This is a genomic window from Paraburkholderia sp. BR13439 (genome assembly GCF_040948805.1).
Taxonomy (GTDB): domain Bacteria; phylum Pseudomonadota; class Gammaproteobacteria; order Burkholderiales; family Burkholderiaceae; genus Paraburkholderia; species Paraburkholderia youngii.
Genome location: NZ_JBFPKN010000015.1, coordinates 224,642 through 242,266, shown reverse-complemented (window position 1 = coordinate 242,266; position 17,625 = coordinate 224,642). Strand labels below are relative to the sequence as shown.

Here is a 17,625-nt window from a genome sequence, read left to right as displayed (position 1 = left end):
TCTCCTTGAATTCCTTGCTATGCCGCCGGCGCCGTGTCGGCTGCACCACATCCTGGACAACCTCGACTTCGTCCGTCATGTACACCTGTCCATTTAAAATTTGAATGGACATGATCGTCGGGCGGCACGACTTGCCGATCAAGATGACTTCGCCGGGTGCTTACCCAATGCCTCGTGATGCCCCGGTAACGAGAGCTGTTTTGCCCTTTAGAGGTTGTGTCATCTGATTTTTCTCCTCAGAGTTGTGCCAAGCCGCCGTCAACGGCGACCTCGCTGGCGGTCATGAAGCTGCTGTCCGACGACGCAAGAAAGGCGGCGACCGCCCCGATCTCCACCGGTTCGGCCATACGCTGGAGCGGCGTCATCGCTCCGTAGGCCTTCTGGCCCTCTTCGCCTAGCGCCTCCTTCGCTAGTTCGGTCGCCGTCGCCCCGGGCGACAGCACGTTTATCCGGATGTCAGTGCCCTTCAGGTCTTCCGCCCAAGTCCGGGCAAGGTTGCGCACCGCTGCCTTGCTCGCGCTGTAGGCCGTGAACCCCGGGGCTCCTGTGGTGCCAGCGCTCGATCCGGTCAGGATGATCGAACCGCCTGAGCCCATCAGCGGCAGCGCCTTCTGGACCGTGAAGATGGTCCCCTTCACATTGGTGTCGAAGATGTCGTCAATGTGCTGGCCGGTAATCTGTCCGAGCGGAAGCGGGCTTCCCGTCCCCGCATTGGCGAAGACGATGTCCAGGGTTCCGCGCTCGGCCTTCACCGCCGCGTAGAGCCGGTCGAGGTCGGCCAGATCGGTGACCGAGCCCTTCACCGCGCGTGCATTGGGCCCGAGGGCGGCCACAGCGGCGTCGAGCGCTTCCTGCCGGCGGCCGAAGACGAAGACGAACGCGCCCTCCTCGATGAAGCGCTGAGCCGCAGCGCGGCCGATACCGGTAGCGCCGCCGGTGATGACGGCGGTCTTTCCATTCAGTCTGTTCATGTCATGCATCCTTCGAAACGAAAGCGACAAACAGGATTCTGCTGCTCTTGATTCATGAAGCCAATTGACTAAATATGGATGTTTCTCATCTATTCCTTAGATACGTATGCTCGACAACGTCACGATCAATCAACTTCGGGCCTTCGTCGCCGTGTGTGATCACGGAAGCTTTTCCGGGGCTGCACGGGAGCTGAGGCGTGCACAGTCGGCGATCAGTCACGCGATCAGCGCTCTCGAAAGCGCCTTCGATGTGGTGCTGTTCGAGCGCAACACTCGCAAAGCGACGCTGACGGCTGCTGGCCGCAGCCTCCTGCCTGATGCTCGCGGTGTGATCTCGCGCACCGAGGAAATGAAGATGCGTGCGGTTGCCATTGCTGAAGCTGGGGTCCCACAGGTCTCGGTTGCCGTGGATAGCTACTTTCCACGTGCGCACCTGATCGAATGCCTGCGCACCTTGCAGGCGGACTTTCCAACGGTTGCAATCAATCTGCGCATGACGACCATGCAGGACGGCGAGCGTTTGGTTCGCGAAGGCATGTGCGCGTTGGCGGTGACGATCACGGACGTGCCGGAGCTGAGCCCCGGCACCATAGAAAGGCAGCATCTATGTGACGCGCAAATGGTGACCGTCTGTGGGCCATCCCATCCGCTGGCCTCAATCGCGGGGCCAATCCCGCGGGAGGAATTTGGCCGGCACATCCAGCTCGTCGTAACCGACAATCAGCCCGATGCGGAAAAGACACAACAGGGGGTCGCCAGTGAACGCCAGTGGCGGGTGAATGACCTCGGCGCGAAGCACGATCTGCTCAGAGGAAGCTTGTGCTGGGGGCACATGCCGCGCCATCTGGTCGAGGAAGACCTCTTGAAGGGGACGCTTGTCGAACTCCGACGGCGCGCATGGCACATGCGCCCCCTCACGTTCATGATCTCGCAGCGGCGCGGCTACTCGTTTTCCGAATGCGAGGCACGGCTGGTCGAACTTCTCGGCAATCGTGATCCTTCGCAAACGGTGGGAAGACCGAGGCCAGCGTAACGCGCGGCCGCTGTCGACAGCGACACAAGAAACGCGCGCACAATAATGCGTCGCTTACCTGGCCCCGGAGGAAACAATCATGTCGCTCGATCGCTATACCCTGCTCGGTCGTTCCGGCCTGCGCGTGAGCCCGATGTCGCTCGGCACGATGACGTTCGGCACCGAATGGGGCTGGGGCGCCGACGAAGCAACGGCGCAGCGGCTCTTCGATCTATACGTCGACGCAGGCGGCAACTTCATTGACACGGCTGACCTTTACACGGAAGGCACGAGCGAGCAATGGGTCGGCCGCTTCACAGCGGCGCGCGCGATGCGCGAGCGGCTCGTGATCGCGACGAAGTACTCGTACAACGCGCAGCCCGGCAACCCGAACGCAGGCGGCAACCACCGGAAGAACCTGCTTCGGGCGCTCGAAGGCTCGCTCAGGCGGCTCGGCACAGACTACATCGATCTCTATTACCTGCACACGTGGGACCGCATGACGCCCGCCGACGAAGTGATGCGCGCGATGGACGACGCCGTCAGCGCTGGCAAGATCCGTTACGTCGGCCTCTCTGACGTGCCAGCGTGGTATGCGGGTCGGGCGCAGACGCTCGCGGACTGGCGCGGTTTCGAACCGGTCGCTGCAATGCAGTTGGAATACTCGATGATAGAACGCAACGCGGAACACGAGTTCGCGGACCTTGCTACACACCTCGGCATGGGGCTCGTGGCGTGGAGCCCGCTTGGCATGGGCGTGCTGTCGGGCAAATACCGTCCGTCGCAAGACGCCCAGAACCAGGCCGCTGTAACGGGCAGTGGTCGCCTGCAGACGCTAGGTACCGCGCCGCCGCCCGGATTCGACAAGCTATCTGCGCGCAACTTTTCGATCGTCGCCGAGCTGGAGGCAGTCGCGCACGCTGCGAATCGGCCGATGGCCCAGGTCGCCCTGAACTGGCTGTATCAGAAACGGGGGGTTGCGAGCATCGTCGTCGGCGCGACGAAGGCCGCACAGCTCGAACAATCGCTCGGTGCACTCGACTTCGTGCTGGCGCCCGAGTTGATAGCCAGGCTCGACGCGGCTTCGGAGCCGCCCCACCCGTTCCCGTACTACATGTTCGCGGATGGTCATCAGGCACGCATTCATGGACAGGTCGATGTGGCCGCACAACCGCCGAATCATGCCGACTTTCAGCGAGTGCCCGCGCCGCAGCCCACCGGGAAGTGAGCAGCACACACTTACCGTCGCAACAACCACAAGAGCACTGACACCACGACCGAAATCACGATGCACGTGACGATCGGGAAATGGAAATTGATACCGCCGCGAACGATATGGATGTCGCCAGGCAGCCGGCCGAACGGGATACGCACGAACCAGCGCCATCCGAGGCCGGCAAGCAGGCACAGCACGCCCAAAAGAATGAGGAAGCGGTTCATGGTGCCCGGTCACTCACGAAAAAACAAATCGCGTCGAGGTCCCCTATCGAGAATGGCTCCAGTTGCCGCGTCCATTCTTCCCGCGTTGCCTGCTGATAGCCACGCCATCGACGCGCTCAAAGGAATCCGCCGCAGCCATCCCGTGGGCACGCAGCACCTCGGCCAGCGAATCGCGCAAGAGTGCGATCGGCCGCACGAGCCGTCCCGGTAGCGGGTGGTGAACGAGCCAGACCTCGACGCCTGACTCGAAATCCGTGACATCAATCACCTGCAACACGTCGCGGAACGGGCTGCGCGCAAGCACTTCCGGCGAGACGATCCCGATTCCGAGTTGGCGCGCGACAAGCGATAGCTGCAAGTCGGAGCCGAACGCCTCGACGGCGATGTTGAACGGCAACCCCGCCCGCGCGAGCGCGCGCGACAACGCCGAGCGCATGCCGCAGCCGTCCTGGTTGAGCACCCACGGATGCTGCGCGAGGTATTCCAGCGTGACGGGCGTTTTCGGCAGCCCAAGCGAACGCGCCGCGACGACGGCAGTCGGCATGAAAGCGAGCCGCGTACTGACCAACGCCTCGGGCAGCGCGATATCACCGGGCATCAACACGATAGCGGCGTCTACCTGCGCCAGTTCGACCGATTGCAGCAGACGCGGTGACCAGCCCGCCGTAACACGCAGCGTCAGCTTGGCGTAGGTGCCGCGCAAGCGGTCGAGCGGCTGTTCGAGCGCGAGGTCGGAGAGGAACGGCGGCACGCCGATGCGCAGTTCGCCTTCCGGCTCGCTGTCTGGGGACGCGACGGCCAGCAGTTCGTCGACGGCGCCGAGCACGTTACGCGCCAGCAGGTAGACCTCCCGCCCGGCGGCGGTCGGCTTGAGCGGCTTCTCCTGACGGTCGAGCAGCGCGAGAGCCAGTGTGCTTTCGAGGCTCTGGATGCGGCGCGTCAGGCCGGGCTGGGTTAGATGCAGCCGTTCGGCGGCAGCGACGATCGAGCCACACTCGACGACGGCCACGAACGCCTGTAGATCACGCGTATTCAAAACAATCTCGCATAATCATTATCAATACATTTCAATTGCCGCATAACGATGCGACTTCTAGCATAGACCATAAGTCATTCAACCGGAGCGTCGTCATGGACCGCCCCGCAGATCTTTCATCCTGTACAGTCGGTCAGCCGCACGCCGAACGCGCCGACGAGCGCCAGGCCGGCCAGCTCACCACGCCGATGACGGTTTTTTTCGCCACCGCAGTCGGTCTCATCATCATCAACCTGTTCGCCGCGCAGCCGCTCACCAGCCCGATTGCCACCGCGCTGAATCTGCCCCATGCGCTCGGCGGCCTCGTCTCGATGCTGCCGCAGCTCGGCTACGCCACTGGGCTCGTGCTGCTCGTTCCGTTAGTCGATCTGATCGAGAACCGCCGCCTGATCGTGCGGACGCTGTTCTGCTGCGCATTGCTCCTCGCTGTGCCGATGTTCGCGCGTTCGGCGTGGGTGTGCCTTGCCGCGCTATTCCTCGCGGGCGCGACATCGACCGTGATCCAGATGCTCGTGCCGATGGCCGCGTCGATGGCGCCCGAGGCCCAGCGCGGCCGCGCCGTGGGCAACGTGATGAGCGGCTTGATGATCGGTATCCTGCTGTCGCGGCCGCTCGCCAGTGTCATCACGGCTTGGGCCGGCTGGCGCGCGTTCTACGGCACGACCGCGCTGATCAATGCGTTGCTCGCGGGTGTGCTCATGCGGCGCCTGCCCTACCGCGCGCCGCCGGTAATCACACGCTACGCTGCCTTGCTGCGATCGCTCTGGACGCTTCTCGCGCGTGAACGCATCCTGCAGCGGCGCGCAATCTCCGCCGCTTTGGCGATGGGGGCATTTAGCGCGTTCTGGGCGTCGGTCGGACTACGGCTCGCGCAGGCACCGTTCGGATTCAGCATGCACGGGATCGCGCTTTTCGCGCTCGCGGGTGCGAGCGGCGCGGTCGTCACGCCGCTCGCCGGCCAGGCGGGCGACCGCGGGCACGGTCGCAGCGCGCTTCTGTTCGCGCACCTGTTGATCATCGCGGCCCTTGTGCTCATCGCCGTGGCGGGATCGGGCGGACTGGGGTTCGCCCCGGAGGCCCACCCCCGGCTCGCGATTGCGGCGCTAGTCATCGGCGGTGCGGCGATCGACACAGGCGTCGTCATCGATCAGACGCTCGGCCGCCGCGCCGTCAATCTCATGAATCCCGCCACGCGCGGGCGGCTGAACGGGCTGTTCGTCGGTGCGTTCATGGTCGGCGGCGCGCTGGGAGCGGCGCTCTCGGGAGCCGGATGGGCTGTCGCGGGGTGGCGCGGTGTCTGTGGCGTGGGCGTTGCATTCGCGGGAGCAGCCTTTGCCTATGGTGTCGCGGGCCGCTCCAACCGGGTGGGAACCTGAGGCCCGCAACGCGGTTGAGCGCGCGTGGCCGGGTGCGAACAATGCGTTCAAGGCACCACTCCCACGCCGCGCGCCGCGACCTTGCCGGGCACCGCGAAATCGCGCGCCTCGGTAGGTTTGACCGCGAGCACGCAAATGGCCTTATCTGCTTCGACAAGCCTCGCTTCGATGAAGCCAGCAGCCGTTAGTCGTTCGATCAACCCGCTCGGCTGCTGACCCGAATAGATGGTGAACCCGAGTGCGATCTTGGCCCCGACTTTCATGACACGCCGTATCTCGGCCAGGCCAGTTTCGGAGTCCGGCCAAAGTTGCATGGAGTTGATTGCCAGCACCTTATCGAAAGCGTTGTCTTCGAATGGCAAGCGCTCCACTGAGGCGATTCGTAGGCCGACCTGCCCGCGAGCGATCGCCATGGCATTGCGCGCTGTGGCTTGCTCCAACATTTCCTGTGAGGGGTCGATACATCTGCGAACAAATCGCACGTGGAGCAAAGTATCCAGATGCGGTCAAGGAACAGCAGCTTTTGGCCGAATTGATTAAATTCAACCGTCAAGTTGCAGCAGATCGACGGAAGTCGGTCATCAGTTTCCGCGACATCGATGTCGATGCGGAACGGACTGCGAAGCGCAATTCGACAGGGACCGGCACACGGGCCTATGGTGATGAAGGAGGGCTCGCCAACCAGGCAATGCTCGGGGGACCAATCGGCCTCGACTTTGCGCCCGACGGAAGCCTGTGCCTTGCTAATGGCTTCACAGTCAGATGCATTACCGGCTTTACCGAAAAGCGCGGCTGGAACTGTCGCAATAGACAAGCTGCTGATCACCGGCTCAGTTGGCCATCTTCGGACGTTCGCAGACATGCTCAGGCAGGCAGTCGGAGGCCGGCTTCCCCCCCAATCTGTCGTTGCTATGCCACCAGCCGACGCGGCTGAGACAGTTCTGCGTGCGCACCCCAGTTCGCGGCAGCGCCTATGGCGCTAGTTGCCAGCGCAGGATCGGGTGGGTCGCGCCCGTCGGTATAACCCACGTCCCGGTCTCACTGAAATCCCACGAGGCGTCAAAACTGGCCGGATTGCTCATCTGTGCGGTCGTGAGCCCGTTGGACGCGGGTAGCTGCGCGCCGTACCCGCTGCTCTTCGTTCGCGTTGTCGTCTCCTTGTCCCAGTACACGTTGGACGCGAGCGGCACTCCAGCCGGTAAGCCCTGGTAGGCGACGATGCCGCCATAAGTGCCGTAATCCGGGCCCTGGAAACTTGGTCCTAAGACTTCGCCCGACGCAAACGACTGCTCGATGAGGCCGGTATTCGAAAGAGCCAGTCCGCCAGCGCTGAATGGGCCGTACACTTGCCCCGTGGCATACGACTGCGAAATCGTTCCGCCGTTAGCGCCGACCAGACCGCCACCGGAGCCATGATAGCCGCCGCTCACCGGCCCTGTCGCATAAGATTGCACGATGGTACCGCCGTTGCCACCGACGAGGCCGCCGAGCAGGCCGGCAGAACCGACGAACGCGCTGCTCCACGAGCGCTCGATCAGGCCGTCGTTGTATCCAACGAGGCCGCCGAGGACCGCGCCTTCGAACGCGCCGGAACCCCGGCCGCCGGTAGTGTAGGCGTAGGTAATCAAGCCCTGATTCTCGCCGGCCAGAATGCCCAGCGGGAGCCCGCTCGGGAAATAGAAATTGGTCACGACCCGGGCGTTGGTCATCCCGACATTGCGCACGACGCCGGTCGGCCCGATCGCGCCGAACAGTCCCATCGCCGGCCGCTCGGTCGAGCTCTGATCAAACTGGGTGAACCTGTCGATCACGTGGCCCATCCCGTCGAACTGGCCGGAAAATGGCGTGGTCGCATTGCCGAGCGAAGAGAAAGCGAAAGACGTATCGGTCGCACTGGCGTCGAGGTCTTTGCCGAGCGCATATGCGCCGCCGAGATCGAGCGCGATGTTCTGTAAATCGTCAACCGAATTGACCAGCTTGTAGCCGGTCACCTGGGCGATGAGACCGCTATACGGAGCTGCTGTCCATGCGCTGTTCGCGACGATCGTGCCGGGATTGTAGCTGCCGTTCATGTCGTAGAGGGCGCTGACAATGCCGGTACTTTTCGACCAGTCGATGGTCCCATCGCTGGTCACACTGCCGCCGTTGTCGATGCCTGACGCGTCGGCGCGTAAGGTCAGGTTGCCCGTGCCGTTGTTCGCGATGGTCGTACCCGACGTCACCGAGACGTGGCGGTACGCCGCGAGCGTGAGCGAAGCCGGACCTGACCAGCGCAGGCTCGACGTGACACCCAGGTCGCCCGTTGCGCCGTTGGCGCCCGTCGCGGTGACATTGACCGAGGTGCTCTCGTTCAGGCTGCGGCGCAACGCGTGCGCGGCGGCATCATCGATCGTGATAGCGGGCGTCAGGAGATTCCATTGCCCTGCATCGACCACCGCGTGCCTGCCGAACGTCAGTTGTGCCGCCTGGGTATCGACCGTTCCGCCTCGGCCGTCCGCATTGCTTGCGGCGATCTTGCCGAGCTGCTCGACGCGGCCGCTGTCGGCGACCAGCCATACATGGCCGTCGCGGCTTGCCGTGCCCGTTGCACGGATGCGCGTGCCGCCACCTGCAAGCGCATATACGTTGCCATCGGCGGCCTGCAGGTTGACCTGCGCGGCGTTGATGAGCCCCTTGTTGACCACGGTGCCCTGACTGCCCGTCTGCACGAACACCTGCCTGCTGCTGGCCGAGTCCTGCAGCAACACGGTCTCGCCGACAGCCAGTTCCGCCGTGCCGTTGGGCGCTGACACGGTGCCGGCGTTGATGACTGCGTGTCGCGCAATCAGCAACACATCGCCGCCGCTCGAACTGATGCTGCCCAGGTTGACCACGCTTGCATCGGAGCCGCCCGAGAGCGTAAGCGCGCTGCTGCCGCTCATGAATGCACTGTTGCAGACATCGAGGGTGGACGCGACGAAGCGGCCACCGGTGCTGACCACACCCGACGGACCCACGACGATGCCCTGCGGATTGATCAGATACAGGCTTCCCGTTGCGCTGATCCTGCCAAAAATGGCCGAGGGCGAGCCACCCGTTACCCGGTTCAGGGTCGCGCCCGTGCCGTTGTCGAACGTCACGCTGTTGTGCCTGCCGATCGAGAAACTGCTCCAGTCGATCACGCCGCGCGTCGAACCCGGTTGCGTGATCAAAAGAGCGTTGCCCTGGTTAGCTATCGTGCCCGTACCGGCAGTATATGTGCCGCCTTGCGGAAGGCGGCCCGCCGCGAACGCAACGGGTGTCAGGGACAGTCCAGTCAGCGAAATGCCGACGGCAAGCCAGATGCGGCCGCGCCAGTGCTGTCGACGCAGTGCGCGTCGCGAGGGCCAGGGTAGTTTCGAATGCGACATACAGCCCCCTTTCCGCCGCGTGCGGAATGGCTGCCGACGACCCGCAGAGTCGACCGGAAATGCATGAGTCGCTGTGTCTGAAGAATAGCAGTCGGCGTTGCGGATGCATGCCGATATCTCAACGTTTTGCGCCGTCCTGTGCGGACTAACTACGAAACCGTTCAGCGCGAAACGGACGCGCATCCGCACAGGTCGGTGTCCCGGTCATCATCTCCGCCAACAGTCGACCGGTGACGGGCCCCAGGGTCAAGCCATGGTGGTTGTGACCGAATGCAAACCACAACCCGCGATGACGCGGCGCGCGCCCAATGACTGGCCGCATGTCGGGTGTGCAAGGACGCAGGCCGAGCCACGGACTCGCGTCGAGTCGCTCACCCAGACCGAAGCTTGGCCTGGCGATTCGCTCCGCGCGTTCGAGCTGGATGCCTGTCGGCCTGGCGTCACGCCGCGCGATCTCGACCCCCGTGGTCAGCCGCAAGCGCCCTTCCATCGGCGCCACCACGTAGCCCTGCTCCGCGTCGACGAACGGCATCGACAGCATCTGGCGGGTAGGACGGTAGTGCATGTGATAACCGCGCTTCGCTCGCAAAGGAATGCGGTAACCAAGCGGCGCGAAAACGCGGTCAGACCATGAACCGAGCGCCACCACGACTTCTTTTGCGCTGATCCGGCCCGACGATGTCTGAACCGTCCACGCGCCCGCTTGCGCCGTCAGCGTGGTGGCGTCGCCGGTCAACACCGTTCCGCCGCCTGCTTCGAAAAGACCCGCATAACCTTTAGTCAGTGCCCCGGGATTGACGATGCTCTTCGGGTCCTGCCAATGCAACGCGCCACAAAAGCCGTCGGCGAGGCCCGGCTCTCGCGCGGCCAGCGCCGCCGAATCCAGCACCGCGACCCGCAAGCCATAGGTCCTGGCAGTCATTGTGGCGGCCGCCGCCTGCCGCGAAAATTCCGCCGGGGTGCGATAGGCTTCGATCCAGCCGCTGTCGCGAATGAGATCGCCGAGTTGCGCGCGCTCGATGAGCCGATCATGTTCCGCAACGCTTTGCTGGATCAACGGCAACATGTCGCGCGCGGCCGCCATCAATCGCTCGGGCGACGATTCCCACCAGAAGCGCGCCAGCCAGCTCGCAAAGTGCGGCAACGCCCGATAGTCCCAGTACAGGTCGGTCGAACGATTCTTCGCATAGCGCAGCAACGTGCCGAAATCGCGCGGAAAGCCGTATGGAACGACCGACGAGCTTTCAATCAGACCCGCGTTGCCGAAGCTGGTCTCTTCGCCTGGAGCGCGCCGGTCCACCAGTGCCACCCGGCGGCCGCGATCCTGCAACTGCAGCGCGGACGATACGCCGACAATCCCGGCGCCCAGCACTATCACATCGAAATCCATAAACTCGCTTCGCTTTTTGTCAGGACTGGACGCCGGGCTGCCGCATCTTGCGCAGCAGGCCGGCGCGAAGCCTCTGGCGCCGGCTCGTGGACCCGTTACTTCGCGATGATGTCGTTGTTGAAGTACTTCTGCGAAAGACTGCTCAACGTGCCGTCTTTCTTCAGCGCGTCGAGCGCGGCATTGACTTTCGCGACCAGCGCCTTGTCGGCCTTGCGCAAGCCCCAGCCGGTGCCCTCGCCGAGCGTTGCCGGATCGCTGAGCGGCTTGCCGACGATCGCATACTCGTGGCCTGCGGGCTTGCCGAGGAAACCGTCCTGCGCAGTTTGCGCTTCCTGAACGGCAGCGTCGAGGCGCCCGCCGAGCAGGTCGGCGTAGACCTGATCCTGGTCCTGGTACGAGACCACCGTTACGCCGGCATTCGCCCAGTGAGCTTTGAGGAAATCCTCCTGCGACGACCCCTGCAACACCCCCACCCGTTTGCCCTGCAAATTTTTCACGTCGGGCAACAGGCCGGAGCCTCGTCGGGCCACCATCACGATCGGCACGATATAGATCGGCTTCGTGAACTCAATCGATTGCTTGCGCTTGTCCGTGATGTTCATCGCGGAATTGATCACGTCGAATTTGCGGGCTTCCAACGCGGGAATCAGTCCATCGAACGCATTCTCGACCCATACGCACTTCACGCCCAGCTTCGTACAGACCGCATTGCCGACGTCGACGTCGAAGCCCTGCAATTGCCCGCTCGGCGACTTGCTTTCGAACGGCGGGTAGGCTGCCTCGATGCCGAAGCGCAAGGTGTCCTGAGCCTGCACGCCGACGGTCCCAAGCGAGCCCACCAACGCAGCGGCGACGATAAGTGAAAGTTGAAGCTTCCGAAACATAAGAGGTCCCTTGGTGTTTGGGCGACGACGATTGAGGGCATGCGCGACGGTTGACCGACCCGCTCCGAGACATCGCATGAGGCAGTTGACGCGCCGGCCTCACACCTGCTCTGGATTGACAGTCTATTCTGGACAGATATAAAAGCAAGCAATTTCAAAAATAAATGTCCAGACTGGACTGTTTGACTTAGAATCGCCTCACCGCCGGAGCGCCGGCATCGTTGTGGAGCGCAGTTCAATGATCCAGTCAGAAAACGCCATGCCCCTGATCGTCGACCAGCAAACCGTTCGCGAGGCGCTACCCCACCTCGACGTGCGCAGCGTGCTGGCGCAGATGTTTCGCGCGCTGGGAAGTCACATGGCAGTGCAACCGCCGCAGACGCTGACTCTTTTCCCGCAGAACGCTGGCGACTTCATCACATATCTGGGCGTGATGGCGGACGCGAAGGTGTTCGGCGCGAAGCTGTCGCCGTACATCGTCACGCAGGCGAAGCCGATCATTACCGCGTGGACGGCATTGATGTCGATGGAAACGGGGCAACCGCTGATGTGGTGCGATTCAGGCTTGCTGACGATCGAGCGCACCGCCGGAGCGACCGCACTCGCGGTGCAGCAACTCGCCGCCGATCACGCGCGCCAGCTCGCGATCGTCGGCGCGGGGGCGGTCGGACAGGCTCATTTGCGCCATCTGGCGTCGACGCGGCCGTGGCAATCGATCCGGGTGTTTTCGACCGGGCTTGCGAACGACACCGAAAAACGTGCGCAGCTCGCGGCGCTCGATGAAAGAGTCTCCATCTGTGCAAGGATCGAAGACTGTGTCGCCGACGCGGACGTCGTTGCGCTGTGTACCTCGTCCGGCACCCCGGTGCTGCACGAAAACATGCTCGGCAAGCCGGCGCTGATCACCTCTATCAGCACCAACGTGGCGAACGCTCATGAGATTCCGCCCACATGGCTTGCCGACATGGACGTCTATTGCGACTACCGCCGCACCACCCCAGCCAGCGCGGGCGAGATGAAGCTGGCTTCGCAACACCATGGCTGGCGTCCCGAAGCCGTGCTGGGCGATCTCGCCGAACTCATGTGTGGCGAAGCGACCAAACCGTCCTATCGAAAGCATGCGTTTTTCCGCTCGATCGGGCTGGGTCTTGAAGACGTCGCGATTGCCTATGAACTGTTCAAATATCTGACTGCTCGCGCGGGCATGTAAGTAATCGCCACGATCTTGCCGAGGCGCCAGATCGCACCATGCCGCCGGAGCAATGGCAAAGGCCGTTCGCCAACATGCTGGTCGTCGTGCCATCGAGCAGAAGTACCGCATCGCTCGTGGCAAAATGCCGAACATTTTCGGACCTTCCATACCGACGCCCACCCAAGTGGACTTTCAGAAAGCTGCAAGCATCTATCCCCATGCGAAAGCCCAAGACAACGGCCGCACGTCGGCTACTTCTGGATCGCTACAGCCGTGTCGCCGATGGCATTGCGCTGTTGTTTTTCCCGTACGTCGAAATCGTCATTCATGACCTGCAAAGTCAAACGATCGCCTACATCGCCAATAATCTGTCGAAACGCGAACTCGGCGACGATTCCGCGTTGGAAGAGATCGACCATTCCGCGGAGTCCGGTACGGTCGGGCCGTATGAAAAAATCAATTGGGATGGGAGGCGGATGCGGTGCGTCAGCACGGTGTTGTTCGACGATGCCGGTAGCGCTGTCGGCGTGATGTGCGTGAACTACAACATCGCCGTCTTCGAAGACATCAAACATGTGATCGATCGTGTGATCTCCGGCGCCGGCGTCGTGAAGCAGCCCGAAGAGCTGTTCAAGGACGACTGGCAGGAACGCATCAACACGTTCCTTCACACATGGCTCCAGGAACGTCAGTTGGCCCTGAATTCGCTGACTCGCGACCATCGTCGCGAGATCGTCGAAGCGCTGTGGGCCGAAGGGGCGTTCAAGGGGAAGAGCGCTGCCAACTACGTCGCGAATGTATTGGGGATGGGACGTGCCACCGTCTATCAGCATATTAGAGATTTGCGAGGCACGGCGACCTGATACGGGACAAACAACACCGACATGCACACGATGGCAAGGGCTATGCCCAGTTGCGACAGCGCGTGCCCGATACCCGGATAGGCCTGGACCACCGCGGTGCGTTGCCCTCCCCGCATCAGCTCGCTGTGCCAGTGCCTAGTTGCGTGCGCCGTGACCGCCGCTGTGGCCCCCGCCCTGCTCGAACTGAGTGCTGCGACCGTGGAACCCGTGGTGAAAGCCGTCGCCATGGTCAAAGTCGTGGAAGCGGCGGAAATCGCCGCCAAGGAATACACATGGCTGGCCGCGAGACGGGCACCCGGCATAGAACTCACACGGATAAGCCGGATACGCCGCGCACGTGTTGTAATAACCTGGCTCCGCAGCGCAATCTATCGCGCCAAGCAGCAGCACGGCAAACAGAACCTTCCCCTTCATGATGCAAACCTGCCATACCCCGTTCTTTCAGTACTCACCGCCACTATTCACAGCCGTCGGCATGATGGCGCCGTCACCCGATGGCATGTTTTGCGTAACAGGTGGCGCGTTTTGCGTGTCCGGTGCCGCTGCCCTGGTCTTTGATCGTGTATCCGCTGCGGCTGCATCGACGCAATGACTGAAGTTTAGACCATTCGATCCAGTGGATAACCAGACCTGTGAGCAAAGCTCAGTCCGGAGGCAGCCGGTCACGTCTGGCGAGTTCCGCGACCGACTGAGGCGAGGTCCTTCGTCCCGAACTTTAATATCGTCAATGGTCGGCGACTCGCTCCCTGGAGCCGCTTGCTGGAGCGATGATCCCGAAAAGTCCATTTGTCTCCTTGTTAGGACCGGCCGAGAAGTACAGCGTGTCCGGGCTCGAATTGCGGCCGCCACCGAGTGTCAGAGTCCACAGCCCGTCGATTGCCAGTGGATTGCCGAACTCATTCTCCAACTGATCGACGAACCCGCCGTCATTGTCGAAGACATTGATTCGACCATCGCCGAAGTTGCCAATGAGAATCTTGCCGCTGAAGCGGCCGAACGCAAACGATGCGCGCGCGATACCCCACGGCGAGTCGAGCGTCCCTCGGCTTGCAAAGCGACGCAGCAGGTGGCCGTCGGTATCGAATACATCGACGAATCCACGACCGCGTCCTGCATCGTCGTCGTGCTTCTCTTTGTTCTGCTTTGCGTAGGTGACGAAAAGATCCCCATCGATGTTCGCGATGCCAAACGGCGCATAGCCGGCTGGGATGTTCGGGTCGACGAAGCCGCCGTCGGTCGTCGCAGGCGTGAACAGGCCGTCTGAGCCGTTCGGCCCAAATACATCGATCCGACCCGAACGGAAGTTCGTCGCAAACAGGAATCCGCCTTGCGCATTCACTCCGAAGACGAGCGCCTTGTAGACAGCCCCGCCGGCGGCGGAGGGATTGGACGAGTTATCGACCGCGATCACGGCGTTGTTCGCCGGATTCAACCCACCGGCCCAAGCGGAAATCGTGCCATCTTCAGTTGCGAAGATGAATATGGCCGGGATCTTGGTACCTGGCACGAGAAACGCAGACGAAGGATTCCATACAATCCCGGTTGGCGCCGCGGGCGTGGGATTCGGTGGAGACTTCGGAAGGACGGGATGACAGGCGCCGGCCGGTATCACGTTGCCTGGCAGTGGAATGGCGACCTGCAACGTCGTCACCTTTGTCCCCTCGCCGTCATACAGCGTGGAGCAGCCGGTGGCATTGTCGTTGATCCAGAATGGACTTCCTGCCGGACTAAAGGCAATACCCCAGGCGTTCTGCAAAACACCGTCGACCTTCGGGGCAGCGCCTGCCACGTTGGACACGAGCGGTTTGACGACATAGGCATCATCAGCAGCGGCATGCCCGATTGTGAAACCGGCGGGGAGCACAATCACAGCCGCCTTGAGACCACGCGAGATCAGAGACATAGCTACCCTCCTCGGAACTGGCGAGACATCGCCGCAAGCTAAACGACCGCAGGACTTCGAATATTCCCGCTCTACACGAAGAATTCCGAAGCCACGACTTGCCACGACCGGTTGCTTCAGAGTCGACGACTTCGATCTCTCTGCATAGTGATGAAGTGAAGCGGGCACGGCAGATGAGCGAGTTCGGCTGGTGGCTAAAGTGCCTTGCTAAAAGCCGCATCGTGCACTAAAAAACATCTACCTAGCTCGTACGTCTACTGGCCGCCCAGCCAATGCAGTGGGCGCCTCCACCCAGCGAACGCGACAGTCTATGAGTCTTCTCGAGCTCAGAGGCGTTTCCAGACATTTCGGCGCCATTCAGGCCCTGATCGACGTGACGCTCAGCCTGGAGCCAGGCGAGGTGGTCGGGCTCATGGGCGATAACGGGGCCGGGAAATCGACATTGGTGAAGGTGGTCGCCGGCAACTTTCCGCCTTCGCACGGTGACATTCTCATCGATGGAAGTCCCGTGCATTTCAACAAACCGATCGACGCCCGCACGCGCGGCATCGAGGTCGTCTATCAGGACCTCGCGCTTTGCGACAATCTGACGGCAGCCGCCAACGTCTTCCTTGGCCGCGAACTGCGGATCGGGTTCGGACCTATCCGCGTGCTCGATCACGCGACCATGTATCGGCGTGCGGGTGATCTGTTCAAGCAACTGAAGTCCGAGACGCGCCCGCGCGACCTCGTCAGGCAAATGTCGGGAGGGCAGCGGCAAGCGGTGGCCATCGCCCGCACGCGCCTCTCCGAAGCGAGGCTCGTCCTCATGGACGAGCCGACCGCCGCGATCAGCGTCCGCCAGGTCGCCGAGGTGCTCGATCTCATCAAACGCCTGTCCGAACACGGTATCGCCGTCATCCTCATCAGCCACCGCATGCCTGACGTATTCGCCGTCGCCCACCGGGTGGTTGTCATGCGGCGCGGGCGCAAGGTCGCGGACAAGAAGACCGAAGAGTCCTCCCCGGAAGAGGTGACTGGTCTCATCACCGGCGCCATTGCCGCTGCCTGAAACTGCCTTGCATCGGAGCCCCACATTGAACGACGCGTCGCGAAGGCCCCCCACAATGCCGCCATTGCTCGATGATCCACAGTCCGCGAGGACGCATACTCGCTGGTCGGGACTACTCGCAAGCCAGGTGTTCTGGGTCGTGCTGGCAACGATCGTTGCCTGTATCGCCCTATCGATTGCGACCTCGACCTTCGCGACCTCCGAGAATCTTTTCAACGTTACGCGAAACTTCGCCTTCGTCGCCATCGTGGCGCTGGGAATGATGGCGGTGATCGTCACGGGCGGCATCGACATTTCGGTTGGCTCGACCATCGGCATCAGCGGTATCGTGCTCTCGGTCGTCATGAACGCGGGCTACCCGATCTGGGCCGGCATCGGCATGGGACTACTGACCGCCGGGCTGGTCGGCCTCGTCAACGGCTTGCTGATCGCGTATCTCGGCATGCAGCCTTTCGTCGTGACGCTCGCCATGCTGAGCGTCGGCCGCAGCCTCGCACTCGTGATTTCCCGCAGCCGGACCATTTTCGATTTCGGCCCCGACGGCAGCAAACTCCTCGCGCTCGGCGGCGGCGCGACGCTCGGCGTCGCCAATCCGGTGTGGTTCCTGATCCTGCTTGGGCTGTTGTTCTGGTTCGCGTTCGGCTGGACGCGCTGGGGCCGCTACGTGTTCGCGATCGGCGGCAACCGTCATGCGGCGACTCTCACCGGCGTACCGGTACGCCGCATCGTTTGCAGCGTCTACGTGCTCTGCGGCCTGATGGCGGGCGTCGCGGCGATTCTCGAAGTCGGCTGGCTGGGCGCAGTCACGACAGGCCTCGGCACGGGCGACGAGCTGCGGGTGATCGCGGCCACCGTGGTCGGTGGGACCAATCTGATCGGCGGGGTTGGCAGCGCCTTCGGCACGATCGTCGGCGCGGCGCTCATCGAGGTCATCCGCAACAGTCTGATCCTGCTCGGCGTCGACGCGTTCTGGCAGGGCACGGTCGTCGGCAGCTTCATTGTGGTCGCAGTGCTCTTCAACCGGCTCGGTGGCGAGCGGCAAGGGGATTGAAGTGTCTCTGGACGCACCGGCCGCTTTCGAGCCGGTGCGCAGGACGCGGGACGCGTTACGAAGACTG

General features: G+C 62.8%; 16 protein-coding genes. 7 read left to right on the top strand and 9 right to left on the bottom strand.

The window, feature by feature from the left end:
* Positions 1-236: 236 nt before the first annotated feature.
* Entirely contained in the window at positions 237-971 is a 735-nt protein-coding gene (locus AB3X96_RS27740; RefSeq protein ID WP_368592242.1) for an SDR family NAD(P)-dependent oxidoreductase, read from the bottom strand.
* Positions 972-1,077: 106 nt separating this feature from the next.
* Between AB3X96_RS27740 and AB3X96_RS27735 the strand changes: the two genes are divergently transcribed.
* Together AB3X96_RS27735 and AB3X96_RS27730 are read left to right on the top strand one after the other, a co-directional pair.
* A complete protein-coding gene (locus AB3X96_RS27735) occupies positions 1,078-2,004 on the top strand; it encodes a LysR family transcriptional regulator (RefSeq protein WP_368592241.1) in 927 nt (308 codons plus the stop codon).
* 79 nt (positions 2,005-2,083) lie between these two features.
* Positions 2,084-3,211, top strand: a complete 1,128-nt coding sequence (locus tag AB3X96_RS27730; protein WP_176111716.1) for an aldo/keto reductase — start codon at positions 2,084-2,086, stop codon at positions 3,209-3,211.
* A gap of 11 nt (positions 3,212-3,222) precedes the next feature.
* On the opposite strand, the gene AB3X96_RS27725 is transcribed toward AB3X96_RS27730, so the two are convergent.
* Complete coding sequence (locus tag AB3X96_RS27725) at positions 3,223-3,423, bottom strand: DUF2905 domain-containing protein (protein WP_176122749.1); 201 nt, start codon at positions 3,421-3,423, stop codon at positions 3,223-3,225.
* A 43-nt stretch (positions 3,424-3,466) separates the two neighbouring features.
* On the bottom strand, positions 3,467-4,459 hold the full coding sequence (locus AB3X96_RS27720; protein WP_368592240.1) for a LysR family transcriptional regulator: 993 nt from the start codon (positions 4,457-4,459) through the stop codon (positions 3,467-3,469).
* Positions 4,460-4,554: 95 nt separating this feature from the next.
* On the opposite strand from AB3X96_RS27720, the gene AB3X96_RS27715 reads away from it, so the two are divergent.
* The gene (locus AB3X96_RS27715; RefSeq protein ID WP_368592239.1) at positions 4,555-5,835 is read left to right on the top strand and encodes an MFS transporter; all 1,281 of its coding nucleotides are present in this window, start codon (positions 4,555-4,557) and stop codon (positions 5,833-5,835) included.
* Between the two features lie 47 nt (positions 5,836-5,882).
* Here AB3X96_RS27715 and AB3X96_RS27710 read toward each other — a convergent pair whose 3' ends face one another.
* The 4 genes from AB3X96_RS27710 to AB3X96_RS27695 form a co-directional block, all read right to left on the bottom strand.
* Positions 5,883-6,317 (bottom strand): class I SAM-dependent methyltransferase, encoded by a 435-nt coding sequence (locus AB3X96_RS27710; protein WP_368592238.1) that lies wholly within the window; start codon positions 6,315-6,317, stop codon positions 5,883-5,885.
* A gap of 489 nt (positions 6,318-6,806) precedes the next feature.
* The gene (locus AB3X96_RS27705) at positions 6,807-9,224 is read right to left on the bottom strand and encodes a filamentous hemagglutinin N-terminal domain-containing protein (RefSeq protein WP_368592237.1); all 2,418 of its coding nucleotides are present in this window, start codon (positions 9,222-9,224) and stop codon (positions 6,807-6,809) included.
* Positions 9,225-9,369: 145 nt separating this feature from the next.
* Complete coding sequence (locus AB3X96_RS27700; RefSeq protein ID WP_368592236.1) at positions 9,370-10,614, bottom strand: NAD(P)/FAD-dependent oxidoreductase; 1,245 nt, start codon at positions 10,612-10,614, stop codon at positions 9,370-9,372.
* Positions 10,615-10,709: 95 nt separating this feature from the next.
* Complete coding sequence (locus AB3X96_RS27695) at positions 10,710-11,498, bottom strand: ABC transporter substrate-binding protein (RefSeq protein ID WP_368592235.1); 789 nt, start codon at positions 11,496-11,498, stop codon at positions 10,710-10,712.
* Positions 11,499-11,736: 238 nt separating this feature from the next.
* On the opposite strand from AB3X96_RS27695, the gene AB3X96_RS27690 reads away from it, so the two are divergent.
* On the top strand, positions 11,737-12,708 hold the full coding sequence (locus AB3X96_RS27690) for an ornithine cyclodeaminase family protein (protein ID WP_368592234.1): 972 nt from the start codon (positions 11,737-11,739) through the stop codon (positions 12,706-12,708).
* Between the two features lie 200 nt (positions 12,709-12,908).
* Positions 12,909-13,553 carry a transcriptional regulator gene (locus tag AB3X96_RS27685; protein ID WP_008923557.1) on the top strand — a complete coding sequence of 215 codons (645 nt, stop codon included), beginning with the start codon at positions 12,909-12,911 and terminating at the stop codon, positions 13,551-13,553.
* Positions 13,554-13,688: 135 nt separating this feature from the next.
* On the opposite strand, the gene AB3X96_RS27680 is transcribed toward AB3X96_RS27685, so the two are convergent.
* The gene (locus tag AB3X96_RS27680; protein ID WP_176111709.1) at positions 13,689-13,967 is read right to left on the bottom strand and encodes a hypothetical protein; all 279 of its coding nucleotides are present in this window, start codon (positions 13,965-13,967) and stop codon (positions 13,689-13,691) included.
* 310 nt (positions 13,968-14,277) lie between these two features.
* Positions 14,278-15,456, bottom strand: a complete 1,179-nt coding sequence (locus AB3X96_RS27675; RefSeq protein ID WP_368592233.1) for a TIGR03118 family protein — start codon at positions 15,454-15,456, stop codon at positions 14,278-14,280.
* 310 nt (positions 15,457-15,766) lie between these two features.
* Between AB3X96_RS27675 and AB3X96_RS27670 the strand changes: the two genes are divergently transcribed.
* Together AB3X96_RS27670 and AB3X96_RS27665 are read left to right on the top strand one after the other, a co-directional pair.
* Positions 15,767-16,507 carry an ATP-binding cassette domain-containing protein gene (locus AB3X96_RS27670; RefSeq protein WP_368592232.1) on the top strand — a complete coding sequence of 247 codons (741 nt, stop codon included), beginning with the start codon at positions 15,767-15,769 and terminating at the stop codon, positions 16,505-16,507.
* A gap of 55 nt (positions 16,508-16,562) precedes the next feature.
* Positions 16,563-17,558, top strand: a complete 996-nt coding sequence (locus AB3X96_RS27665) for an ABC transporter permease (RefSeq protein WP_368592231.1) — start codon at positions 16,563-16,565, stop codon at positions 17,556-17,558.
* The last annotated feature ends 67 nt before the right edge of the window (positions 17,559-17,625 follow it).